A 23041-nucleotide genomic window follows, 5' to 3' on the forward strand; every position below is an offset into this window, starting at 1 on the left:
ACACCAGCCTAGAACAACGGGGTAGTCATGGTGCGGGGGGTGGGATTTGAACCCACGCAGGCCTACGCCATCGGGTCCTCAGCCCGACCCCTTTGGCCAGGCTCGGGCACCCCCGCACCGTGTAGTGTAAACAGGTATTTTAGGGGCTATAAAGTGTTAGCTTGGGAAAGCTTGGAGCAGCATTGTACAGAGGGGGAGGGCTAAAGGGGTGGCACAGCCTATAAATTTATAGTGGGGGTGGGTATGGCTGGGCTAAGACTGACGGAGAAGCCGCATGTTAGGAAGGCCAGGCTTTGGGTTAAGCTCAGCAACGGTAAGGAGGGTTGGGTTAGATGTGACCTTTGCCAGAGAAGGTGTGTTATAGCCCCCGGGAAATACGGTGCATGTGGCGTTAGGAAGAATATAGGCGGAGAACTATACACCCTAGTATATGGCCTCCTCAGTGCCAGCAACATAGACCCTATTGAGAAGAAGCCTCTGCTCCACTTCTACCCAGGCTCGACCGTACTTAGCATAAGCACGGTTGGCTGCAACTTCTTCTGCCAGTTCTGCCAGAACTTTGAAATAAGCCAATCTAGACTAGAGAAGGGTCTCTACGGTGTGTATAGGACGCCCGAGGAGGTGGTGAGGCTAGCCTTAGCTTACGGTGCCGACGGCATCACCTACACTTACAACGAGCCCACGATATTCATAGAAACAGTTTATGATGTCGCCAGGGAGGCCAAAAAACATGGCCTCCTCAACACTATGGTAACCAACGGCTATATGACACCCGAGGCTGTCGACGAGCTAGGAGGACTAATCGACGCGGCTACAGTTGACTTCAAAGGAGGGGGAGACCCCGAGTTCTACAGGAAGATCATGTTCGTTCCAGATCCAGAGCCTATATACGAGGCTATATTGGCTATGAGGGAGAAGGGATGGTGGATAGAGATAACAAACCTAGTAGTGCCTAAACTGGGGGATAAGCCCGAGTATGTCAGGCGCATGGCCAGGTGGATAGTAGAGAACTTAGGCCCGGAAGTGCCTTTCCACCTGCTGAGGTTCCATCCAGACTATAAGCTTAGGCACCTACCCCACACTCCCGTTGAAACTCTTGAGAAGCTTGCTAGGATCGCCATGGAGGAGGGGCTGAAACACGTTTACATAGGCAACGTATGGGGCCACCCTCTGGAGGACACGTACTGTCCGAAATGTGGATACAAAGTCGTCGACAGGGAGGGCTTCGCCATAGTAGAGTGGAGACTCACCAGCGACTTCAGATGCCCACGCTGCGGATACAGACTTAACTTCCGCGGTGAGTACACACCCCGCAGCATAAACTATCCAATGCCTATAATGTAGAGCCTGGGGAAACGCTTAGACTTAACGTGATCTGCCGGCGAGCCGTACCCAGCGCTGGCAGACCCTAGTTAGATAGAGATTCTGAAGTGCAGCATGGAAGGCTTAGTACAGCCCGCCTTGCCGATACTAGGAAAAATATATTTAAAACCGCCGTCAACTTTCCGCCTCTTCAATCTCTTCAAGCACAGTCTCGCCAGCCTTTACAAGCGCCAGTATCTCGTTAACAACTTTCACAGCTTCCCTCTTCTCCACGTTTTGCGCCTCGGCGAACAGCTGCGAGACTTTATCGCTTATAAAATCGTCGAGATCGCCAGGTTCAACTTGTACTCTGGTCCTCTTGAGGACAAGAGGTGTCGGCTCCACAACAGCTCCCCTCACAAGCGCTTCACCATTTAGCGGCGTCACTATCAAAGCCCCGACGTCGGAACCCCTATACATAATTCTGTACACTATATCCCCGACGTCGGTTTCGCCAACCCTCTCCACCGTAAACCTAATCTCCTCCTCGAGAAGCTTGGGAGCGGTTTTAGCGAAATCCTCGACTACAGGCGCTATCTCCTCTTCGGGCACCCTCCTCCACAGCTCTACTCTGAGTGTTGAGAAGTCGAACTGTATTTGCGAGTCTTTAACATGATAGTCTATTTGAATCCTTACAACGTCGAGCTTGTCGGCCTTTAGCTTGTTGACAAGCAGCTCGAAGAGAACCCTGTTCAAATTACCTGCAGCCATAGCCACGTCCTTGTTGGAGAGTTCGCCAGACTTTATGGCGTCTCTAAGCTGAGCAAAGAGCACCCTACGAACCTTATCAGCGTAGCCAGCCGCAATAACGAGACCCGTTCTCAGCGTGGGCAATATAGACCAACCCATTATATAGGAGTTATATTAAAGATTATAAGGTTTCGCGATGTTGGGAAATCAGGCTTTAAAACCCAGCACGGTAAAACAGAATATTATAGAGCCCGGTGCTCTGAGCCCCACATTCATGGGCTATGGCGAGCCGACCACCGGAAAGAGGAGCCCCGGAAGGGCTATGACATCTTAGCCGCCTGTTATGGCCGAACTCGTTAAAGTCTCTCCCTACGTCTTGGCCTGGCCGTCCTTCAGCGATACAAGCCTTTGCGGGGGTGTTATCTCTATACCCGCGTCGAGAAGCCTCCTAACTATTATGCTTAGCATTTTAATTTTTGCGTTAAACCACTGGTCGGAGGGTGCCCAGAAGCGTATAACAATCTCAGCACCTCTCTCGCTAATATTGTCCACGAATACCTGGGGTTCGGGCTCTGCAAGGGCGAGAGGCTCCTCCTGGATAGCGTTTAACGCTATTTCCGCCGCTTTGGAGTAGTCGCTCGTCTCCTTCACCGGAATCCTATATTCTACACGTCTAGCCAGCGACTTGTTCAGAACGTCAACATTACTCTTGAACAGGGCTTCATTAGGTATCCTGGCCATGACACCGTCCCACTTCAATATCTTAGAGCTTAGTATGGAGATATCGTAGACTACTCCGCCTATGCTGCCGACTATCACAGGGTCACCTACTTTGAATGGGCGTTCAAGGTAGAGAAACACACCGGCTATAAGATTGGAGGCGACCGTCTGGCTGGCGATGCCTAGGGCTATGCCGACTATACCCCCGGCTACTAGGAAGACGGAGACATCTATGCCCAGCTGGGCAAGGGCCGCTACACCGGCTAGGAATAGTATAGTGTAGAAGAGGATCCGGGATATAGCAACCGATATGTCTCTGGATGTGCGTTTTGAGAGGTATATGTAAACCCGGCCCCTCACTAGCAGCGCTGCAACAATTCCAACGGCCAGTATCAGTATGGCTGTTAGTAGCTGGTCCAAACTAACGCTCAACGGCCAGGAGAGAGACGCTCCACCTAAACCAGGTAAACCGGCCATACACCACCACCCCCTATATACCCCAAATCATGCTTATCCTGCTAGGAACCAGGGGTCCAAGGGCTTCGAAGAGCCTTCTATCCCTCTCAACCAGGGGAACCTCAATGAAGCCCTCTCCAGGCTCCGGCTCTTCGGCCCAAACATCGGCAGAGTCAATATCCCGTACTGACATCCTTATCGGGGAGGCCGCTATATCCCCGTTGACAGGGTTATAGAACATAGACAGGCCTCGCCTCGGAATCACAACTCTTGAGACCGTAGCCTGCACGTCGGCGTTATTCACAACCGTCAACCTAGTGTTGGCGGCGGGCCCCTCCCATTCTTCACGCCAGAACCGGCACAACATACCCTCGACGTTGCTACCATATACTGCCATCTTCGGCGTAACACCGCCTGGAGGAAAGTAGTCTATGAGTGTGTGACGCCCCTTACTGGAGGCTATGACGGCTATGTCGAAGGGAATCCCCACCTCCACTCTGAAGTGGTCTCCAGGAGGCACGACAACAGGGCTCCTTAGCCTCATATACAGGCAGTTAAGACGGCCGTGGAGCGGCAGGAGGAAAGGGGGGTATGGAGCAACCATAACCCTCACACCAGGTGCAAGCAAAGTTCTGTTGACCACGTTACCACTGCTATCCGTCCTCTCGTAGACATGGCTATCTCCTGTAGTGGAAATGCTTACCTCATGGCCGTAAACGCTCTTCCGGGAACCCTCAGAGAGAAAGCCGAACACTGACTCCCCTGGACCGGAAGCAACGGTTTCAACCATTCAATACCACCCAGAACATGGTGCTAACATGGCACCAAATAGTCATATCCATAGTACTCAGCACTCCCACCAGTCCGAGCGATATAGGTAACAATTTTAAGAATTTCGACATTCCAGGATGCCAAGCATGCTGCCATAGCCTCGGGAGAGTGCTACCTTCTAGACCCATGGCTAGGTGCGGCGGGAGAATAGCCCTGTCTAAAGTATGTTAGGACTCTCGGGAAAATCGGGTCAGCAGGAAGGCTGTACATAGAGTGGTGAACCGCAAGTTCGAAGCAATGTGCTATGGGGTCAACCGACTCTGAGACCTCCTCTACCGAGGAGTTCGTGAGCCTTGGCTAGCTGGCCAGCAGCTATAGCTGCAAGCAGGTTTAGCTCCCCCGCGAGCACTGCAGAAGCTACTATTTCAGCGAACTTCAGCGCGTTGGATCCCGGGGGGTTCCCGCCGCCAGCTACGCCTAGCAGGGCCAGTAGTTCTCTCTGGGTAGGTAGCCTCGTGCCCCCTCCTACAGTCCCCACTTCGAGGCTAGGAAGAGTTACACTTATGTAGAGGTCCTCGCCCCTTACCTCGGTCCATGTATAGCCCATACTGCTCTCGACAACCTGCGCCGCATCCTGGCCTGTAGCTATGAATATAGCCGCTATGATGTTGGCGAAATGAGCGTTAAACGAGAGGCTGCCTGCTGCAGCGCTACCTAGGAGGTTTTTTGTAGTGTTAACTAGGTCTATGCTTTGGGGGGTGGTTTTTAGAACTTCTCTGATTATGTTACCCTTAATAAGAGCCTCAGCAACAACATACTTCCCCCTACCCAGTATCTTGTTTATCGCAGCTGGCTTCTTGTCGGTGCACATGTTTCCGCTGAGTGCCACACACTTGGCATCACCCCCATAGTTCTCCTCTATGTAGCGGCATATTCTATCGCTCGATATGGTAACCATGTTCATGCCCATGGCGTCCCCGGTTGAGAACGTGAGCCTGAGCCACACCAGGTTGCCTATTATGTAGGGGTAGATGTGCTGAAGCTTCCCATGCCGTGTAACCCCACCTACAACCCTTCTGAGGTCCTCTATCCTCTCCTCCACCCACCTGGCCAGCCTGTAGGCCTCGTCAACGCTGGGAGTCCAGAGTAGCGGAGCCCTGGTCATACCATCCCTTATAACCCTAGCCCTAGCACCCCCGGATAGAGTTATGGCTTTTGCGCCACGGTTTACACTAGCCACTAGAGCGCCCTCAGTGGTCGCTAGCGGGATGTAGAAGTCTCCCCTGGCATATTCTCCGTTGACCCTGAGGGGTCCAGCTATACCTACTGGAACCTGCACAGCCCCTATAGGGTTCTCAATATTCCTCCCGTAGAGCTCCTGGAAGTCGAGTATAGTGCTCGCCACTCCCGAAAGGTTTGCACCTGTAACCCTCTCCAGGAAAAGCCTCCTGACGAGGGCTGCCTCGTTAGCATTACCCAGCTCTCTCTCGAGCCGGGAGTGGGTCAGGCTACCATTAGCAAGCCTGTCAACCAGGTCCTCTATCTTATTAGGCTTTTGGCCTGAACTTGACCCCATAGACTATCACTCCCTCATCGCCGTCTTCATAGATCCTTCTGAAAACCGCCTCAACCTGCATGCCTCTCTCCAGGATCTTGGGGTCGCCGTAGTCAACTATCTCTGTAACAACCTTAGCAACGCCTAGGTCGACGAGGCCTATGACAACCGGGCTCTTATCCCTGGCACCGCTCTCGACGGAGTAGAGCACCGTGTAGGCCTCGAGTCTCCCAACCCTCGGTAGCTCCGTTTCGGCTACGTTACGCGATCCACAGTAGGGGCAGGCCTTCGCAGGGGGGTAGAATGACCTGCCGCAATCGCTGCATTTACCCCCCAGCAGCCTATACCTGGGGAGTCTAGTGCGCCATTCCCTAACAGTTGACTCCCTAGACACCGGCACCACCCCCTACGACTTGTCGGAAGCTAGTACGGCTATGTATGCGGACGATCCGTGGCCGTTTATCGATACCGCAGCCCCAGATCTAGCGTCGGGAGCGCTAACCCCCGGGAATACACCTGCCAGCTGCATCGCTACCTCGCCCAACATGTACACCCCGGTAGCCCCGCCTGTGTGGCCTCTGGCCTTAAGCCCTCCGCTTGCATTCACCGTCGGACCTTCTCCCGAGGATGTAAAATAGCCTTCCGCAACTCTTATCGCCGCAGTACCTTTTTCAGCGAGGCCAAGGGACTCCAGGATTATTATGCCTGTTATCGTGTAGGAGTCGTGGATCTCAAGCACATCCACGCTCCTAATACCGGCAGAAGACCTCGCCTTATCCCACGCCTCCTTCACAGCAGGCATAACCAGGGGGTCGTCTAGGTGTGAGACCGAGATGGGGCCTGAGGCCGCTTCCACAGACTTCAACACGGCAAGGCCCCCATCGCCTCTGGACAGCGCCACAGCCGCCGCACCATCTCCCATGGCAAACGTGTCAAGCATCGTGAGGGGTAGGGCGACGGGCATCGCATCCTTAACCGCCTCGGGCTTGATAGCGAACCTGAGCATGGCGTACGGGTTCTCCTTAGCGTTGCTATGCATTAGAGCTGGCCAGTAGGAGAGCGTGTCACGGTCTACCCCATACATGCTCATGTACAAGTCCGCCAGCAAGCCGTGTATGGCTGCGTGGGAAATCGGGTATACACCGTCCCAGTCCACGTTGTAAACACCCTTAAGTATGCTGTATACTCTGCTGCTTGGAGCGTCGGACATCTTGTCAACACCCAGGAGAACCACTCGTTTACCCTCCGCGGCCAGCCTGGCGGCCGTTACGGCTGCTGCGAGGCCGGAGGCCTCACCAGCCTCCACCGTTATGGCTGTAGCACCTCCGAATCCGAGGCTTGAAGCGATGTAGCTGGCAATGTCTGCCTGTCCAGAGAGTCTCGGGTAGACAAAGCTGGAGACCACAACAGCATCTATCCTACTCCAGCCCGCGTCGCTTAAAGCAGCCTCCAAAGCCTCCTTAGCCAGATCCTCAGCCCCGCTGCCGAAATGCCTGCCAACCCTCACCATTCCTACACTCTTTATAGCCACGTTAAGCAATAGACAGCCACCTCCTCGGAGAAGCCTTTTAGCTTTACAGGCTAAAGCTTCCTAACAACGAGCTTGCCCCTGATCTTTGCGTATACCCCATAGTCCACCTCTATCCTCCTCTTCAGATAGTACTCCAGAGGCTGTGCTAAAGGCCTGGCATCCTCTATAGCGTCGGTCACTAGGAGGCTGTAGGCGTCGCTCCCAGCGCCGCTTCCGAAGGGGGCAACGAGTATCCTATCACCCGGCTTGGCCACGTCCAGCACCTTAACAAGGCCTAGCAGGGCGCTGGCGTTGTAGGTGTTACCTATAAATGGTGTCACTAGACCTGGCTTCACCTGCTCCAGGGTGAAGCCCAGCTTCTTAGCAACCTTGACAGGGAACTTGCCGTTGGGCTGGTGGAAGATAGCGTAGTCGAAGTCGCCCGGCGACAGGCCGGTCTTCTCGAAGAGGCCTTTAACAGCGCTCTCTATATGGTGGAAGTATGCTGGATCCCCCGTGAAGCCCTCTCCATGGCTTGGATAGGGTTTCAGGCTTCTCCTCCAGAAGTCGGGTGTGTCGGTGACGTAGGTGAAGCTGGCCTCGAAAACGGCGGCAGCCCCCTTGGAGGAGCCTATGACGAACGCTGCGGCACCGCTGGAGGCGCTGAACTCTAGCACGTCACCGGGGCTGGCCTGGGCGGTGTCGCTGCCCACAACAAGGGTGTAGCTAATAATGCCCGATGCGACCAGCCCTATGGAAGCCCTCATCCCCTCACTGGCGGCTCTACAAGCGAACTCAAGATCGCTTGCCATGGTAACAGGCGTTATTCCAAGCGCCTCAGCTATTATAGTGGCGCTCGGCTTAACCGCGTAGGGCTTGGACTCGCTGCCGAAGAATACGGCGCCTATGCTCGAGGGGTCGACCCTAGCCCTGGCTATAGCGTTTCTAGCGGCCTCAACCCCCATTGTTGTGGAATCCTCATCCACACCCCCAACCGCCTTCTCATACACATCAAGCGCCTTCCACTGGTGGTCAGGCCAGCCCCAGACCCTCGCTATCTCCCTAGTGGGGATCCTGTACACTGGAACGTAAGCTCCCCATCCGTGTATACCTGCAGACGACTCGGGCGTCTTACCCGCCAAGCTATCCATGGACATTATAGACACCACACCAACCCGGGTCAAGCGGTTTACTTGTAGCCAAGACTTAATAATGGTTCAGTCTATAGTATTACAGAGAATACGGCTATAGTCGAACGGAAGGGTGCTGCTGATGCGCCGAAGCCCCGAGACGGCCCTGAAGCCCGCGGGCTGGCACTACGGAAGGAGGGTTTACTGGGTGGAGAGTCTCCCGCTAGTAGGGCATATAGCCTTCGGCGTCATAGATAGGGGGACAAACGTGCTCCAGGTAAGGCCCAGCACTCTCTGCTTTCACGACTGCATATTCTGCAGCGTAGACGCCGGTGCTAGCAGCCGGTGGAGGAGGAGCGAGTATATGGTTAACTGGGAGCTTTTGGTCGAGTGGGTAGAGCACGTGTCCAGGGTAAAGGGGGGCGGGGTCGAGGCGTTGATTGACGGTGTCGGAGAGCCTTTGACGCACCCTCAAATAACCAGGATCATAAGCGCCCTCAAGGATATGAATAGGATAGAGAGGGTAGCCCTCGAAACACATGGCGGAAGCCTGTCAAGAAGCCTGGCCCGCACGCTGGAGAAGGCCGGGCTGGATAGGATAAACCTTAGTGTGGACGCGGCGAACCCTAGTCTAGCCCGCCTGCTAGTGGGTGTGGAGTGGTATGATGTTAACAGGGTTTTGAGGACGGCGGAGTGGATAATAGCCAACACGTCTATTGACGTTGTTCTAACCCCGGTTGTGCTGCCTGGTGTTAACGAGGAGGAGATGCTGGCCCTTATTCGGTGGGCTAAGAGGGTGGGTGCAGGGAGGAAGAGTGGATGGCCCACGGGAATTTTAATTCAGAAGTTCGAAGCCCACAAGTACGGGAGAAGGCCCGCCGGGCTCAAGAGACTCTGGGGGTGGAGGAGGTTCTACTCCTGGCTCGCAAAGCTGGAGAGGGAAACAGGCTACAAGCTTCTCGTAGACCCCCGGGAGATAGGTTTTGAGCAGAGGCCTAAGATAGAGAAGCCGTTCGACCGGGGTGATAGAGTGACCCTCTCGATTATAGGCCCGGGGTGGCACAGGGGTGAGGTGTTGACTGTTGACCGTGGATGGAGAAGGGTTGTCGCCCTCTACGGCCTCTCCAACGCTACAGACCTAAACCCAGGCGTAGAGGTCAAGGCTAGGATAGTCCGGGATAAGGATAACATATTCATAGCAGTCCCTGACTAAGCCCGCCCCGCATGAGCTGATAATAACCGTGTAGCACACGACTACACTAGGGGTTGTAGAGAGTCTTGGAGACCCCCGAGCGCATAGGCCTAGCCCTAGTAACGTTTCTATCCTCACCCATAAAGCCGGGAGGCCTACACAGGCTAATCCCATCGGGAGCCTTTGAGGCTAGACTTGGTGAGGCCTATATAATCGCGCGCGCAGCATTTAAGGCGTTCAGGAGCGGCGAGGACCTGGGCTCGGGAAGGCTAGACGCTAAGTCTCTGGGACTAGGCAGGATCATAGCTTCGTCGATAATCGAGTCATTCGACGCTATTGGAGAGAAGCCTATACCTGGCGTTCACGCAGCAATAATAACGTTATCCCTCCTCGCTGGCCTCGCTGAGAGGGAGGGAAAGCCTCTATCACAAAGCCTGTCTGCCTCGGCCAGAAGAGTGCTTTACCACTCATCGCCGGAAGACTCTGTATCCCTAGTTGAGAGCCTGGAGGCTGTTGGGGCGTCCCAGCTTGTCGAGGTCCTCGAGAGAGAGGGTATTAGGAGGAGTTCCATACTAGCCTACGGCTACACCCTCGGAGATATATTTGAGAAGCTTCAAGACGTCGACTATGGATTCTCGGTAAACGTGAAGGGGTATGGAAGGGTTCTGACGGTTTACCGCGCGGCCTCGAGACAGAAGAACCTCGTCGCAGCCTCAGTAGCCTCCTACCTGGAGGTGATGAAGCTTGCCGGTGTTGAAGCGCCAGCATTAAACCCTAAAGAGTTGCTGGAGGCTGATAGGAAGCTCAGGGCTCAGGGGTTCAGGGGTGATAGGCTTCTGGGGCTTGCTGCTGCGGGAACGGTGCTAGCATATATAGAGAAACCTATGCCCATAACATCTACCTAGTAGTATGTCTTCAACAACAGTATCCTCAGGGCTAGGCCCAGCCTCCTCTTATCCACCAGCAGGGGGGCCAGAGCAACCCCGGTGAGGAAGCCTCCCACGTGAGCCCAGAAGGCTATGCCTGCGGAGACGCCTGAGACTGATGTGGCGAGCCCCATTATCAGCTGGTAGATGAACCAGAACCCTATGAATATGCTCGCGGGAACATTTAGGACGAGGGGGAACCATCCCCAGAATGTCAGCATCCTCACCCTACTGAAAGGTATTAGGAGGGCGTAGGCTCCTAGAACCCCTGAGATGGCTCCTGAAGCCCCTACAGCGGGGATCATCCACGGGTTCGCGCTCGAAAGGGCCGCGTTTATAAGAGCTTCTGAGGGCATGAAAGCTATGCTAGCCACGTGGAATACAACTGCGCCTAGCCCGCTTGCTATGTAGAGTATTACGTACCTCACCTTACCCAGTATGGACTCTATGTTGTCGCCGAAGATGTAGAGGTATAGCATGTTACCCAGTATGTGTGCCCAGCTGCCGTGTAGGAACATGGATGTGAATATGGTGTAGAGCCTCTCCCCAGCCACCACGTAGGCTGGTACCATACCCAGGGCCGCTATAACGTCGCTGTAGCTCCTACTCCCCGGGACTATGAGCCAGGGTGCAGCTAGTCCTATTATGAAGACGGCGAAATTCAACACTATTATAGACATGTTTACGATGGGGGCGCCCAGCTCCCTCACATCCTCGTCTCCAAGGGGTATGCCCAACTCCAGCCTCCTCCCACGGCCCTCGCTATACACCAGAGTCCCGCGTAGACATCCCATCTACCTATGACATACACGCCAGGTTTAAATGTGGGTTGAATAGGTTTCAAACAAAACATAGAATAAATCCACTGGATATAGAGGTTGCCGGGTGTTCACGTGGAGGATAATAGGGGGTTAAGCCTGGCATGAAAAGGGTTACCACATCATGGGTGGCCGCACGCTCTTCAGCCCTAGGGAAGGTTAGGGCCTTCATATCCCTAACGAAACCGAGGCAGCTCGCCCTCCTTATGCTCACCATGTACGGCGCGTATTTCGCGGGTGGCGGCAGCCTGGATCCCCGGATGATTGGGCTCCTAACGGTTATGGGATTCTCCAGCATAGGGGGTGTTACAGCCTTCAACATGTACTTCGATAAGGATATTGACGCTGTTATGGGTAGGACGCGGAGGAGACCCTTGCCCTCGGGCGTGATAGGCCCTCGCGAGGCGCTGGTCGGCAGTCTAGCTTTAGTGCTGATCGGCGTTATCTCGGCCGCCGCCATAAACAAGTACGTGGCCCTAACCGTAGTTGCTGGCCTCTATTTCGACATAATAGCCTACACCCAGCTAACAAAAAGGTTCACCCCGCTAAGCATAGTGTTCGGCAGTATTGCAGGCAGCATGCCAGCTCTGGGCGGCTGGGCAGCCGCGGCCGGCTCGATAACCACGGGAGGCGTACTAATGGCGCTCATAGTGTTCCTCTGGCAGCCTATGCACGTCTGGTTCCTCGGCTACTATTTCAGGGAGGAGTACAGTATGGCCCGCATACCTATTCTGCCTAGCGACGGCAACCCAAGGCTTATCTCCACCCTGATAGCCGTTAGCCTGGCAGGCCTCGTAGCTGTGGCGTGGGCATTCGCCCTCTATTATGGCTATGGGTTTATAACAGCCATTAGCACAACCATCCTCGCTGCCCTGGCGGTGTCGAGGATGGGAGAGTTCGCCAGGACGGGGGAGAGGCGCGACGCTTTGAAGCTCTTTAAATTTGCAAGCCCTATAATAGCGGTGGTGTTCATACTCCTCCCGCTAGAGAGAGAGCTGGTTTATGCAGTACTCCTCGGATAGCACAAGAGCCCTAAGGTGTGCCGTGGCATGGCGGGAAATTGGAGGCTGGAGTGGAACGTGCTCGCCAGCCATCTATTGCTGGGCCTGGCGGGCATTCCTTTTATGGCGTTCCTCATACTTCCCGACAACCTAAGTTTCTCCATGCTGGCGCTAGGCATGTACATTGCGGGGGCTGCAGCCATAGTTTCCGCGGTAAAGAGCGTTAGAAGCCTTGCCATAAGCCTGGCCCTCCTGCTGGGGGCTCTCCTCGCATTCGCCGTAAGCCCCCGTCTTTGGATTGCCTCGGTTGCACTAAACACCGTAGCATCAATACTCGCCTTCACAGGCAACAGGGCGGCGGGTGTGGCCGGGCTTGGCACTATAGTAGCGTTGGCTGTAGTGCTGAGCCCCTACAATTATAAGTGGCTCCTCCTCTCCAGCTATATAGCATTTATAGCTCTAGCATCCCTCGCCCTAACCAGGAGGCTACACTCCATATCGATAGGCGTGCTGGCCCCGGCCCCACTGTTTCTGGACCACGAGCTTGCTATGGTCCTAGCCACAGCCACCCTATATTATTTTATATATTTTGCCGACCTCCTCAGAGCTTCGCGATGCCCCTTTAGGGTGGACGAGCCCACAATGATATCTAGCATACCTATACTCGCTGTAGGAACCATACTCTGGATAGCGGGCATGGTGGACTACGGCAAGCCAGTCCTCACCGCAGGACTAGTAGTACTATCCTCAGCGTTCCTGAGGCCTGTCTCCCAGGCCACACCAACCCACAAACCACTAGACACCGTAGAGGTCAAAAAAGGCTGAGAGGTTAGAGCGTGTAGAAACGCGGGTCGGGGTGTCCGTCTAAGGCTTCCTGAAGGCGATCACAACGCTTCCGAGCCCAGCCAGCAAGGCCAGCACGCTCAGGCCCATGGCTATGTTCCCCCTGTTCAACGCTGTCTCAGCGTTGCCCTCAACCTCAGTTACCCTCTGCTCCACAGCGTTCTTTAGACCGTCTATCGCATCCATTATGCCCGAGGTCCTATCCTCTATAAGCATCTTAATCTCGCCCAGTACCGAGTCCACGGTGCTCCTTGTCTTCTCACCCTCGCTCCGCACCTCCGTCTTCAGGTCCTCGGCGGCTGTATCTATCTTGGAGGCTATAGATGATTCGACGTCATCTAGCTTCGATGAGAGGCTGCTTACTCCGGTCGAGACGTTGACAAGCTCCCCCTTTATCTCACTTATGTCCTGGCTGTTCTGCCTAGCTATCTCCTCCAGCGCCTCCATCCTAGCCTGGAGGGCTTCGAGGGCGGCACCCGTGTCCCCTGCTGTTTGCTGTATGCTGTTCAGTATCTCCTGCCTGCTGGTGTCTACAGCCTGAATCACCACGTCAGTATAGGTTATTTCTTTTTCGGCGTGGATGGAGGAGTCTGAGAAAGCCACTAGCTGCAGGGAGTACGATCCAGAAGCCAGTGGCGGAAGTATAGTCCTTTGAACCGCCCTACCCTGCTCGTCGACGAATATCAAGGTGTCTATACTGGTTAGCGTTACACCCTCTATGCTCAACATGTATACCCCGTAGGAGGGGAAGTCTTCAAGCCGGAGCTCGGCTATAGCTGCTCTACCTGCCTCCAGCTCCCCCGGGGCCACCTCCAACCTGGGCTCAGGCCTTTCACCTAGCTTGGCAAGGAATATGCTTGTATCACCCCCTATGTATATGAGGGGGCCGACCTTCCTGAGGGACATCCTGGTGTCAGTCCACACCGCATACACCTGGCCCTGCGATGCCGCGACGTTGAAATAGTCTCCTATAAAGAACACTCCTAAGGCTAAACTGGCATAGTCTGTTACCTGCCCGTACTCTATGGAGCCGCTGGCCGTGTCTACCCTGGCGTAGACCACGTGATATGTCATGTAGGAGGGGTCGCCCATCGTGTCACCCCATATCACGTGCACTCTACCGTCCTCGCCGACGTCTAGCCATGGGAAGAACTGCAGGCTCCCATCGCCTGCGCTGAGCCTCATAGGCTCCTCCCACAGCTGGCTATCGGGCGTCCGGTACACTAGGAAAACGTCGCCAGGATCACCGCTGGTTGCGGATGCATATGCTATGTATATGGTGCCGTCGGGGGAGACGTCCATTGATGGGAACATAGACGCCGCCATCCTGAAGCCAGCGGGGGAGTAGTACTCCATCTCCCTGTCTATAACGGCAGCCTGCTCAGGCTCGCTCCAGGTCTGGCCGAGGTCCTGGGAGCTGGATACCATTATAGCCGCCCTGCCCTCGAGATAGCCGTCGCTTAGGGAGTCGTAGTAAGCAACATACACCTCGCCAGTAGGGGCTACGGCCGGGTTTGAGCCCTGGAGGACCTCAAACTGCCCCCCAGGTCCAAAGCCTTGAGACGTGTTAACCTTCTCGGCAACGGTCGAAGGGCCTATCCACGTCGAGCCTCCGTCGGGCGAGATCACGGCTGTTATCCGGAATATTGTCACACTTACACCCTTAGCCGGGTCGTAGCCGTCGGCTATCGCCGTATATGTAACCGCGACTATATCACTACCCCCCACCCTCGCCGCCGCTATGTAAGGCTTGTCGAGCATGACGTCAAAGACTATAATGCCGTTCTGGCTCATCTCGTCGATAATATAGCCTGGGTCTATAACATTGATGACACTCCACGTAGCCCCGCCGTCAACACTCTTGGCTACAACTATGGACGCGGAGAAGAAGTAGCCCCCAGGCATCTCCCTAGGCCCTATGGACATGTAGGCTATGTAGAAGACACCGTCACCGGTAGCGGCTAGAGCCGGGTCCGAGTGGTATATATCGCTCTCGTTTGCCAAAGGCATTACAATCGGCCCGGTCCAGGTGGATCCGCCGTCAAGGCTGTAGTATACTCCTATGGCGTTCGGGAGACCGGCCAGACCCTCATGATGGGCCGCAACCACAATATTGTCAGGATTACCTGGATCCACAGCCACTGAAGGCTCGTGCTCGAATCCGAACCGCCCGGCTTCGACGCTTACCTTGGAGTTCCTCGTGAAAGACACGGTAAAACTGGAATAGGGATTCTCGGCGCTTATGCCACTGGTGGCTAGCAGGAGTTTATCCTCCAGAACTGGAGAAGGCGCGGCGGCAGTCATCCCAGCCGCCATACTATAGTAGAACATATCGCCCGACACACTAGGCTGGCTAGCATGCTCTCCGCCGCCTGGATAGCCTGCCAGGGCTGGCGAGGCCGTTATAATCGAGAGGAGAATTAGAAAAGCCACAGCCCGGACCGTTACTTTCAATGTACATCTCCCCGTAGAACCTCTACGGCATTGTCTATACTTGTAAATACAAATTTAATAAATTGATTGGCCTATAATCGCGGGATAACTAATATATCCTGGGGTTGATGATGCAGCTCGCCTGCAGGATGTGTGGATGGTGGACCGGCCGGGATTTGAACCCGGGGCCTCCCGGGTGCAAGCCGGGCGCTCTTCCAGGCTGAGCTACCGGCCCACCCAGGCTTAACTATGATATGTGTACAGGAGTTTAAAAACCATTAGAGCCGGGACAGTTTTCAGCTCTAGCGTATAACTTTCCAGGTTGGTGCCCCTCCGTGTTCGAGATTACTAAGCCGGGTGGAGTGAAAGCCCAGGTTGGGGTTATAGGTGGAAGCGGTCTTTATGATCCCGGTATAGTTGAGAACCCTGTGGAGGTTAAGGTCTCCACTCCTTACGGGAACCCAAGTGATTTCATAGTAGTGGGTGATGTGGCTGGAGTTAAGGTCGCCTTTCTACCGAGACATGGGAGGGGCCATAGAATCCCTCCACACGCTATAAACTATAGGGCAAACATCTGGGCGCTCAAGGCTCTCGGCGTTAAGTGGGTTATAAGCGTCAGCGCGGTAGGCAGCCTAAGGGAGGATTACAGGCCTGGCGACTTTGTAGTCCCAGACCAGTTTATAGATATGACGAAGAACAGGAGGCACTACACTTTCTACGACGGCCCTGTGACCGTTCACGTCAGCATGGCGGACCCGTTCTGCGAGGACCTGAGGCAGAGGCTGATAGAGTCGGGCAGGAGGCTGGGCTACACGGTTCACGAGAAGGGTACGTACGTCTGCATAGAGGGCCCCCGCTTCTCGACAAGGGCTGAGAGCAGGGTGTGGAAGGACGTGTTCAAGGCCGACATAATAGGTATGACGCTGGTGCCGGAGGTGAATCTGGCCTGCGAGGCGCAGCTATGCTATGCAACCCTGGCCATGGTTACAGACTATGACGTTTGGGCCGACAGGCCCGTGACCGCTGAGGAGGTTGAGAGGGTTATGATAAGCAATGTGGAGAGGGCAAGGAGAATGCTCTACGACGTCATACCCAAGCTGAAGGGAGAGCCTGAGGCGGAGAGGTGCAGCTGCTGCCGTGCGCTCGACACCGCGGCAATCTAGCTTAGAAGAGGCTGTCGAGAGGAGCCTGGCCTGGGCTAGGAGCGTCACTCCCCCAAAGCTTGGGGGGGAGCTGGTAGTAGCTGCCTCCCCGAGTGGAGAACCAGCTGCAAGAATACTCTGCGTTGGCGTTCTCCACTCGGGGGGCGTCTGCAGGCTTGCACACCCTAGCGAGGCCAGCCTGAGCCTGCTGCCCTACAGAGAGTATGAGTTCACCGTAGCCGCCTTCACGGCAGACCCTAAGGACTCTAGGATTATCCATCTCGTGGAGGCGGCAAGCCTCCTCGGCTCCGGGGGCGTCTACGTCGTTGCACCGCCTATGCACCCGGGGTACGAAGAGAGGCTCTCAATGCTGGGTGCCAGCAGGGTTGAAGTCCCCCGAGAGGCTCCCATACTCTCCATGTCAGTAGCAAGCCTCCTATGGACTCCTAGGCTTCTGGGGATGAGGGAGGAGAGGTTTAGAGGGGAGGTGGAGGCCCTCGCAGGATCGACATCCTGGGTGAGGGAGAGGTTTGCAGGAGAGATCGAGGAGGCCCAGGCGTCAGGCGAGGTGGAGGTATACTCGACACCCCTCGGGCTACCCGGCGCCCTCTACCTCTACCTCTCCCACAACAGTAGGGCTGTGCACCCGCTAGAGAGGCTCCCAGCCCACAGGCCGCCTCCCACCCCCATAGTCTTCATGGCGAGCGTCGAGGAGCCGAGCTTCAGGGATGTTATACGCTCCGCGAGAGTTAGGGGGGTTAGGCCAGTTGTATTCAACATCAATACCGACCCTATAACAGCAGGCTTCTACTCTATCCTCGCAGCGGCAGAGGTCTCCGGAGCCCTCATCTAGCGCCGCCTAAATCCTCGAACCCCCCACTTATAGTTAGTGGAGGGTGTGGAACGCCTTGCAGTCTCCCTACGACCCCCGGCTCGACAGTATATGCGTCAGGATAGCGGCTTCCCCCCTTCACAGCCCCATTCTTATAGCGAGGATCTCTAGGCTGCTTGAGGAGGGTTTCAAGTCCCTCTGGGGCTCGTCGCCCGGTGTGGAGCCATACGCAGTGACTAGCGGTGAAGAGATCGAGCCGAGCGGGTGTAGAAGCCTCCTCCTAGTGCTCGCCACGGGGGGGACCGAGGCTATAGCGTTGGAGGCGGTCGAGGAGGCTAGGGGGAAGGGTGTTCCCGTGCTAATTGCCGCACAGCCATATGCAAACAGTCTCCCCAGCTTGCTTGAGGTTAAACCCATGCTAGAGGGCCCCGGGGCTTCCTGGATCTATCTCAGCAGCCTCGACCCCCGCAACAGCGAGACGTTATGGGTGCTGGAGCAGGGTGTAAGGGGCCTCTGGGCTGCCTCCAGGTTGAGGGGGTCGAGGATAGCTGCAATAGGTCCTCCAAGCCCCTGGCTAGTGTACAGCAGGGCCAGGCCCGAGGACCTTGCAAGACTTGGAGTGGAGCTCGTGCAGATCGACCCTCTCGAATTTGCAGGTTACGTAGCCAAGGAGGACGTTCCGGAGGACCTCGGCAAGCAGTTGCTCGAGAAGGGTGAGGTGGTTGAACTTGCCGACGGCGAGCCTGCTAGAAGCCTCAAGGTCTACCGTGCTCTGAAGAGGCTATGGCGGGATAGAGGGTTAGACGCTGTGTCGCCGGCTTGCTGGTGGTTCTATAAGGAGGCGGGGGCAAACGCCTGCTTGGCCCACTCCCTCCTCAACGACGAGGGCTTGGTTGTAGGCTGCGAGGGCGACATCCCTGCAACGCTATCCATGATGCTAGCCACCTACGCCTCGGGTAAGCCAGCGTTCTTCGCAAACCCAGCTCACATAAGGAGCGACAGCCTGCTCCTAGCCCACTGCACAGCCCCCCTCAGCATGGGCCTGAGGATACAGTTCAGGAGGCACTTCATAACCGGGGGTAGCGTCACATCGTCAGTGTGGTTCCCCGAAGGCTCTAAGGTAACGGTATCTAGGCTGGATCCAGGGCTCCAGCTTCTCAGGGTGGGTGTAGGCGTTATAGAGAGGGGGCGTCCAGAACGGGAGATGCAGTGTGAGAGCCAGATGATAGTGCGCATGCCGGGCGCCTCAAAGATCCTGGAGGAGAGCATAGGCAACCACTACGTTGCAACCCTTGGCGACAGCTCGGAGGCTCTCAGAGTGGCGGCAGACCTTCTGGGTCTACGGCTCGAGAGGCTAGGCTCCAAGTGATTGTACGGGGGGTGTTGAGAGACGTCCACAGCCCGCCTGTTCGATATGCTCCACGAGAGGTACGATAGGTGGTATGAGGAGAACCGTATTCTAGCGGCTAATGAGGCCAAGGCTGTGTCTAGAGCCCTAGAAGGCGCGCCTAGACCTATTCTAGAGGTTGGGGTTGGCACCGGGTTCTTCGCCAGCCTAGTAGGTGCTGAGGCCGGGCTAGACCCTAGCCTTGGCATGCTGCGGAAAGCCAGGGAGAGGGGTGTGCCCCTGCTGGTAGCTGGGGTTGGAGAGAGGATGCCCTTCAGAAGCCGCGTCTTCGGCTCGGCACTCATAGTGGTAACGCTGTGCTTCGCAGACGACCCCCAGGAGCTGCTTAGGGAGACGTGGAGGATTCTAGCCTGGGGTGGCGTTCTCGTCTCATGCATAGTGCCCAGGGATAGCAGCTGGGGGGAGTATTATGAGGCCAGGGGGAGAGCCGGCCACCCCTTCTACAGTAAGGCTCGTTTCATAACTAACTCCATGCACCACTACATGCTCCGTAGTGTAGGCTTCAGCCTGGAGAGGCAGCTTGCAACACTCAGCTTCAAACCCTGGGAAAGGCCTAGGGAGGAGGAGCCCGTCGAGGCGTGGAGCGGGGACTACGGCTTCGTTTGCACCCGCGCCAGGAAACACCACGCCATATAACCGCGCAGGATACCATACAATACAATGGGGATTCCCGGGGCCCCGGAAGAGAGATGACAGGCTGGGGGGTGGTGAGTGTGGGACAGACTCTGAGGAAGATAGAGCTCACGGAGGAGGCGTTCAGGAGCTGCAGGGACAAGCCTCAGTACAGGTTTCTGGTTACTATAAGCGAGGCAAAGCCGGGTGAGGAGTTTGAGATCGTGGGTGAAGACGCTATACTAAGCTTCGACACCGTGCTCTCGATACTCGAGGACGAGGGTTTCGAGTACGATATCGTTGAGAGGGACGACCTGCTAGGCACCTACACTGTGATAGCGAGGAAGAGAGGCTAGGGCTAGGGAGCGCAGCTCTCCAGAAGCGACTCCAGGAACCTCCTCACCCTCTCGCTACCCTCAACAAGCTCCGACGGCCTGCCCTCCTCCCTTATAACACCTTCCTCCATGAACGCCATTCTGTCCGCCACCTTGACGGCGAAGTCAGCCTCGTGCGTCACGACAATCATGGCCTTGCCCAGCGTTGCAACCCTAAAGAGAGCCTCCAGCACGTCTGCCCTGGACTCCGGGTCCAGAGCGCTGGTAGGCTCGTCGAGGAGGAGAATGTCGGGCTCCATGGCGAGGGCTCGCGCCAGGGCGGCTCTCTGCTGCTGGCCTCCGCTCAGTCTTGCCGGGTGCCTGTGGGCGAGGTCCTCGATCCCAAGCATAGAGAGGTATTTAAACGCCCGCTCCTCCGCCTCCCTTCTGCTCAGTCCTAGAGCCTTCTCTAGAGGGTATGTTATGTTCCTGAGTACTGTCATGTGGGGGAAGAGGCTGTAGCTTTGCGGTAGATATCCTATTCTCCTCCTCGCCATCCTAAGCTTTGCTCCCGAAAGCCTGGTTATATCGACTCCTCTGAACAGTATTGACCCGGAGTCGGGCTCCACGAGCCTCGGTATAGCTTTTAGAAGAGTGCTCTTGCCCGAGCCCGAGGGGCCCATTATAACAAGCTTCTCACCGTGGCTTAGGCTAACGTTGACGCCTTTCAATACCTTTTCTCCAGAATAGGAGACCACAAGACCCCTTACTTCTAGAAGCCCTGCCACCCTCTCTACACCCACCTCTCGAAGCCTGGTATAGCCAGGCTCTTCTCGGCTCTCTTCAGCAGCCTAAATGCGATCATTGAGAGCGAGAGGTATATAAGCGCTATTAGAAGGTAGGCCTCTAACGCCCTGAACGTAGCGCTCACCATATACTCTCCCACCCTAGTAAGCTCCATTACGCCTATAACGCTCGCTAGGCTGCTCTCCTTCAAGAGTATAACGGCCTCGTTAGTCAACCCTGGTATAGCGTTTCTCACAGCCTGAGGTATGACGACACCCTTCATAATCTCTATCTCAGAGAGGCCTAGGCTCCTCGCAACCAGCATCTGCTCCTCAGGTATACCCTTGATCGCCACCCTAAGAATCTCCGCCTGGTAGGCCCCGCTGTTTAAGCCTATAGCTATGACCGCGGAGTGGAAAGCCGAGAGGTTAATACCTATGCTGGGTAGACCGAAGAAAACCATCAATATCTGGACCAGCAGGGGGGTGCCTCTGAAGAAGTTTATATAAGCCTCCGCCGCGAGCCTAAGGGGTTTAAAGCCTAGGAATCTGGCTGCTGTGAGAACTAGTGATATCGTGAAGCCCATAGACAGGGATATGAGCGTTATGGCTATAGTGTATACCACCCCCCTCAGTATGTAGTCCTGATACTCTACAGCTAGGTCCAGCAACGCATCTACACCCCGAAACAGCTATCACTAGCCTCCGAGACGCCGGGTCCTCGAGCGCAGCTTTCGGGGCCTATGCTGGAAGGCCAGTGGTTGAAGGCTGGGTTGAATGCCGCCTAGCTCTGCTGCAGCCACTTCTCCATCTCCTGGTCTATTATCTTCTGGAGCTCTCCGCTTTGTATGAGATCCCATATTATCGATGAAACCTCCTTCTTTAGCTCGAAGGCACAGTGGGGGACTACTACAGTGCTGCAGCCAAAGTAGGGTATCTGGTCTATTATCACTAGACCTTCCTCAGCAGCGATTATCAGCTTGGCAACATCTGGGGCAGCCACCATAGCGTCTATCTTGCCAGTTTTAAGAGCTATTGTCATCTCGGGGTAAACTCTATCATAGGTTACTATCTCCGCCTTGCCGCCGAAGTACTTGTTGGCGAGCTCCTCCTCGACGGTTGCCGACTGTACACCTATTTTCTTGCCGGAGAGCCAGTCGAAGCCTGTGTAGCTTGAAGCGTCCTCCGCTTTGATTATTATAGCCTTACCCGTCTCACACCTGTAGGGTATGGTGAAGTCAACGGCCTCAAGCCTCTCAGGCTTCATGGCCACATCCGCTATTACAATATCCACCTTACCGCTCTGAACGGCCTGGAAGAGCGCAGCAAACTTCATGTCAACAATCTCGAGCTGGACACCCAGTCCATCGGCTATCTTCTTCGCAAGCTCAATATCGATACCCGCGTAGCCACCTTGGGGATCTATATACTCGTATGGAGGCCAGTCAGCGCTCGTTCCAACCTTAAGCACACCCCTCTCCTTAATCTCGCCCAGGAGACCGTAGCCGACGGAACACTTCTCCTGGAGAGCCTGCATCTCGGGCTGGCTAGCTTGGCCTCCGGAGAATACAGCCTGATAGGCGGCTGCCCCTAGAGCCAAGCCCACAACTAGAGCTACCAAGACGGCGATTAGTGTTTTGGGTTCCAGAACCGCCATTGCCTATCGCCTTCTCCAACCTTTCATAACAGGTCCTTTTTAAAATATCGCTACAGTTGAATTCTTTTAAGGTAGTATAGTTACAAATGTAACTGCAGGGGTGCTTGGTGGTGTCGGGGGCCACGGCCAGGCTTGTCAGAGAGTATGTTATGGGAGATCCCGTTCTGCTCGAGTGCCTCAGGAAGGGCATAGTCAACTACAGCGCTCTAGCCAGAAGGCTAGCCGAGGACCTCGAGAAGGCTACTGGAGAGAGGCATAGTGTTGTAGCGGTTAAGATGGCCCTTGTGAGGCTCGCCGAGAAGCTTGAGTCAGAGCCTATAGGGCAGATTGAGAGGATAATAGCCGCTAGCGCTCTCGCCGTGCAAGATTATATATCAGTTGTAACTGTTCCTAGAGAGAGTATAACTAGGGCGCTTAAAATTGTATCACAGCTGGGCGAGAACTCCAGGTTTATACAGTTCGTCCAGAGCCTCAGGACGGCAACCATAATCATAGCCTCGGAGGACAAGGATAAAGTCCTGGAGAACCTGCCGAACGTTATAGAAGTTATAGACGGCCAGAGCGCCGTTATACTTGTGAGCCCTAGAAGCATAGTCACAACGCCCGGGGTAGTCGCCTATATAACGGGGTTCCTGGCCCGGAGCGGGATAAACATAACCCAGGTTATATCCTGCTATGTCGACACCATACTCGTCCTCAACTCGGAGGAGGCTAGCAAGGCCTACACCCTCCTCCACAGGCTCATAGAGAGCCTGAGGACGAAGTACAGCGTGGCTAGGACGGCGGTCGGAACCGGTGGAGGCTCCACACAGCCCCAGTTTAGGGGCTAGGGGACGTGCAAAACTCCTCATCCCCACCCGGTAGCTAGTCTAGACTCCAGGCAT

23 protein-coding genes and 2 tRNA genes are annotated in these 23041 nt (G+C 55.4%); 11 read left to right on the forward strand and 14 right to left on the reverse strand.

What is annotated here, in order from left to right; translation table 11 throughout:
* Window positions 1–28: 28 nt before the first annotated feature.
* Window positions 29–116 (reverse strand) — tRNA-Leu (locus tag ACAM_RS05925).
* 127 nt (window positions 117–243) lie between these two features.
* Between ACAM_RS05925 and amrS the strand changes: the two genes are divergently transcribed.
* On the forward strand, window positions 244–1344 hold the full coding sequence (gene amrS / locus ACAM_RS05930; protein WP_022541909.1) for an AmmeMemoRadiSam system radical SAM enzyme: 1101 nt from the start codon (window positions 244–246) through the stop codon (window positions 1342–1344).
* A 153-nt stretch (window positions 1345–1497) separates the two neighbouring features.
* On the opposite strand, the gene ACAM_RS05935 is transcribed toward amrS, so the two are convergent.
* From ACAM_RS05935 to ACAM_RS05965, 7 genes are all read right to left on the reverse strand, one after another.
* Window positions 1498–2196 carry a DUF2258 domain-containing protein gene (locus ACAM_RS05935; protein WP_022541910.1) on the reverse strand — a complete coding sequence of 233 codons (699 nt, stop codon included), beginning with the start codon at window positions 2194–2196 and terminating at the stop codon, window positions 1498–1500.
* A 225-nt stretch (window positions 2197–2421) separates the two neighbouring features.
* Window positions 2422–3249 carry a mechanosensitive ion channel family protein gene (locus ACAM_RS05940; protein ID WP_022541911.1) on the reverse strand — a complete coding sequence of 276 codons (828 nt, stop codon included), beginning with the start codon at window positions 3247–3249 and terminating at the stop codon, window positions 2422–2424.
* Window positions 3250–3262: 13 nt separating this feature from the next.
* Window positions 3263–4018 carry a DUF432 domain-containing protein gene (locus ACAM_RS05945; protein WP_022541912.1) on the reverse strand — a complete coding sequence of 252 codons (756 nt, stop codon included), beginning with the start codon at window positions 4016–4018 and terminating at the stop codon, window positions 3263–3265.
* Between the two features lie 291 nt (window positions 4019–4309).
* Window positions 4310–5575: a hydroxymethylglutaryl-CoA reductase (NADPH) gene (gene hmgA / locus ACAM_RS05950; RefSeq protein ID WP_022541913.1), complete on the reverse strand. Its 1266-nt coding sequence runs from the start codon at window positions 5573–5575 to the stop codon at window positions 4310–4312.
* Entirely contained in the window at window positions 5547–5948 is a 402-nt protein-coding gene (locus ACAM_RS05955; protein WP_022541914.1) for a Zn-ribbon domain-containing OB-fold protein, read from the reverse strand. The genes hmgA and ACAM_RS05955 overlap by 29 nt, the downstream gene beginning before the upstream one ends.
* A gap of 12 nt (window positions 5949–5960) precedes the next feature.
* Window positions 5961–7085, reverse strand: a complete 1125-nt coding sequence (locus tag ACAM_RS05960; protein ID WP_232502337.1) for a thiolase family protein — start codon at window positions 7083–7085, stop codon at window positions 5961–5963.
* A gap of 50 nt (window positions 7086–7135) precedes the next feature.
* Entirely contained in the window at window positions 7136–8221 is a 1086-nt protein-coding gene (locus ACAM_RS05965; RefSeq protein ID WP_062662314.1) for a hydroxymethylglutaryl-CoA synthase, read from the reverse strand.
* Between the two features lie 115 nt (window positions 8222–8336).
* Here ACAM_RS05965 and ACAM_RS05970 point away from each other — a divergent pair, with 115 nt between their 5' ends.
* Together ACAM_RS05970 and ACAM_RS05975 are read left to right on the forward strand one after the other, a co-directional pair.
* Window positions 8337–9407 (forward strand): radical SAM protein, encoded by a 1071-nt coding sequence (locus ACAM_RS05970; RefSeq protein ID WP_022541917.1) that lies wholly within the window; start codon window positions 8337–8339, stop codon window positions 9405–9407.
* Window positions 9408–9472: 65 nt separating this feature from the next.
* On the forward strand, window positions 9473–10291 hold the full coding sequence (locus tag ACAM_RS05975) for a hypothetical protein (RefSeq protein WP_022541918.1): 819 nt from the start codon (window positions 9473–9475) through the stop codon (window positions 10289–10291).
* Here the strand turns inward: ACAM_RS05975 and ACAM_RS05980 are convergent.
* Window positions 10288–11106 (reverse strand): rhomboid family intramembrane serine protease, encoded by an 819-nt coding sequence (locus tag ACAM_RS05980; RefSeq protein WP_232502288.1) that lies wholly within the window; start codon window positions 11104–11106, stop codon window positions 10288–10290. The two genes, ACAM_RS05975 and ACAM_RS05980, sit on opposite strands and share 4 nt — an antisense overlap.
* Before the next feature lie 128 nt (window positions 11107–11234).
* On the opposite strand from ACAM_RS05980, the gene cyoE reads away from it, so the two are divergent.
* On the forward strand, window positions 11235–12152 hold the full coding sequence (gene cyoE, locus ACAM_RS05985) for a heme o synthase (RefSeq protein ID WP_022541920.1): 918 nt from the start codon (window positions 11235–11237) through the stop codon (window positions 12150–12152).
* Between the two features lie 27 nt (window positions 12153–12179).
* Window positions 12180–12956, forward strand: a complete 777-nt coding sequence (locus ACAM_RS05990) for a hypothetical protein (RefSeq protein WP_022541921.1) — start codon at window positions 12180–12182, stop codon at window positions 12954–12956.
* Between the two features lie 39 nt (window positions 12957–12995).
* Here the strand turns inward: ACAM_RS05990 and ACAM_RS05995 are convergent, their stop codons facing one another.
* Both ACAM_RS05995 and ACAM_RS06000 read right to left on the reverse strand, forming a co-directional pair.
* Window positions 12996–15428: a hypothetical protein gene (locus ACAM_RS05995; RefSeq protein WP_022541922.1), complete on the reverse strand. Its 2433-nt coding sequence runs from the start codon at window positions 15426–15428 to the stop codon at window positions 12996–12998.
* Window positions 15429–15565: 137 nt separating this feature from the next.
* Window positions 15566–15642: transfer RNA gene (locus tag ACAM_RS06000), tRNA-Ala, on the reverse strand.
* Window positions 15643–15742: 100 nt separating this feature from the next.
* Between ACAM_RS06000 and ACAM_RS06005 the strand changes: the two genes are divergently transcribed.
* The 5 genes from ACAM_RS06005 to ACAM_RS06025 all read left to right on the forward strand — a co-directional run bounded on the left by ACAM_RS06005 (window position 15743) and on the right by ACAM_RS06025 (window position 19757).
* Entirely contained in the window at window positions 15743–16570 is an 828-nt protein-coding gene (locus tag ACAM_RS06005; RefSeq protein ID WP_022541923.1) for an S-methyl-5'-thioadenosine phosphorylase, read from the forward strand.
* A complete protein-coding gene (locus tag ACAM_RS06010; RefSeq protein WP_022541924.1) occupies window positions 16545–17402 on the forward strand; it encodes a hypothetical protein in 858 nt (285 codons plus the stop codon). The genes ACAM_RS06005 and ACAM_RS06010 overlap by 26 nt, the downstream gene beginning before the upstream one ends.
* A gap of 55 nt (window positions 17403–17457) precedes the next feature.
* Complete coding sequence (locus ACAM_RS06015; protein ID WP_022541925.1) at window positions 17458–18750, forward strand: L-fucose/L-arabinose isomerase family protein; 1293 nt, start codon at window positions 17458–17460, stop codon at window positions 18748–18750.
* 45 nt (window positions 18751–18795) lie between these two features.
* Window positions 18796–19425, forward strand: coding sequence for a class I SAM-dependent methyltransferase (locus tag ACAM_RS06020; protein ID WP_022541926.1), 630 nt, complete (start codon window positions 18796–18798; stop codon window positions 19423–19425).
* Between the two features lie 71 nt (window positions 19426–19496).
* The gene (locus ACAM_RS06025) at window positions 19497–19757 is read left to right on the forward strand and encodes a hypothetical protein (RefSeq protein ID WP_156315827.1); all 261 of its coding nucleotides are present in this window, start codon (window positions 19497–19499) and stop codon (window positions 19755–19757) included.
* Between the two features lie 2 nt (window positions 19758–19759).
* Here the strand turns inward: ACAM_RS06025 and ACAM_RS06030 are convergent, their stop codons facing one another.
* The 3 genes from ACAM_RS06030 to ACAM_RS06040 form a co-directional block, all read right to left on the reverse strand.
* Window positions 19760–20503: an amino acid ABC transporter ATP-binding protein gene (locus tag ACAM_RS06030; RefSeq protein ID WP_022541928.1), complete on the reverse strand. Its 744-nt coding sequence runs from the start codon at window positions 20501–20503 to the stop codon at window positions 19760–19762.
* 5 nt (window positions 20504–20508) lie between these two features.
* Window positions 20509–21171 carry an amino acid ABC transporter permease gene (locus ACAM_RS06035; RefSeq protein ID WP_022541929.1) on the reverse strand — a complete coding sequence of 221 codons (663 nt, stop codon included), beginning with the start codon at window positions 21169–21171 and terminating at the stop codon, window positions 20509–20511.
* A gap of 113 nt (window positions 21172–21284) precedes the next feature.
* The gene (locus ACAM_RS06040; RefSeq protein WP_022541930.1) at window positions 21285–22157 is read right to left on the reverse strand and encodes an ABC transporter substrate-binding protein; all 873 of its coding nucleotides are present in this window, start codon (window positions 22155–22157) and stop codon (window positions 21285–21287) included.
* 110 nt (window positions 22158–22267) lie between these two features.
* Here ACAM_RS06040 and ACAM_RS06045 point away from each other — a divergent pair, with 110 nt between their 5' ends.
* On the forward strand, window positions 22268–22987 hold the full coding sequence (locus tag ACAM_RS06045; protein ID WP_062662322.1) for an ACT domain-containing protein: 720 nt from the start codon (window positions 22268–22270) through the stop codon (window positions 22985–22987).
* The last annotated feature ends 54 nt before the right edge of the window (window positions 22988–23041 follow it).

This window comes from Aeropyrum camini SY1 = JCM 12091 (genome assembly GCF_000591035.1).
GTDB classification, from domain to species: Archaea; Thermoproteota; Thermoprotei_A; order Sulfolobales; family Acidilobaceae; genus Aeropyrum; species Aeropyrum camini.

What these genes read in the sequence shown, in the direction of transcription:
- ACAM_RS05980 (WP_232502288.1), bottom strand. Translation starts at nt 11,106, where the DNA reads ATGGGATGTCTACGCGGGACTCTGGTGTATAGCGAGGGCCGTGGGAGG.
- ACAM_RS05990 (WP_022541921.1), top strand. Translation starts at nt 12,180, where the DNA reads ATGGCGGGAAATTGGAGGCTGGAGTGGAACGTGCTCGCCAGCCATCTA.
- amrS (WP_022541909.1), top strand. Translation starts at nt 244, where the DNA reads ATGGCTGGGCTAAGACTGACGGAGAAGCCGCATGTTAGGAAGGCCAGG.
- ACAM_RS06020 (WP_022541926.1), top strand. Translation starts at nt 18,796, where the DNA reads ATGCTCCACGAGAGGTACGATAGGTGGTATGAGGAGAACCGTATTCTA.
- ACAM_RS05945 (WP_022541912.1), bottom strand. Translation starts at nt 4,018, where the DNA reads ATGGTTGAAACCGTTGCTTCCGGTCCAGGGGAGTCAGTGTTCGGCTTT.
- ACAM_RS06040 (WP_022541930.1), bottom strand. Translation starts at nt 22,157, where the DNA reads ATGGCGGTTCTGGAACCCAAAACACTAATCGCCGTCTTGGTAGCTCTA.
- hmgA (WP_022541913.1), bottom strand. Translation starts at nt 5,575, where the DNA reads ATGGGGTCAAGTTCAGGCCAAAAGCCTAATAAGATAGAGGACCTGGTT.
- ACAM_RS05965 (WP_062662314.1), bottom strand. Translation starts at nt 8,221, where the DNA reads ATGTCCATGGATAGCTTGGCGGGTAAGACGCCCGAGTCGTCTGCAGGT.
- cyoE (WP_022541920.1), top strand. Translation starts at nt 11,235, where the DNA reads ATGAAAAGGGTTACCACATCATGGGTGGCCGCACGCTCTTCAGCCCTA.
- ACAM_RS05940 (WP_022541911.1), bottom strand. Translation starts at nt 3,249, where the DNA reads ATGGCCGGTTTACCTGGTTTAGGTGGAGCGTCTCTCTCCTGGCCGTTG.
- ACAM_RS05970 (WP_022541917.1), top strand. Translation starts at nt 8,337, where the DNA reads ATGCGCCGAAGCCCCGAGACGGCCCTGAAGCCCGCGGGCTGGCACTAC.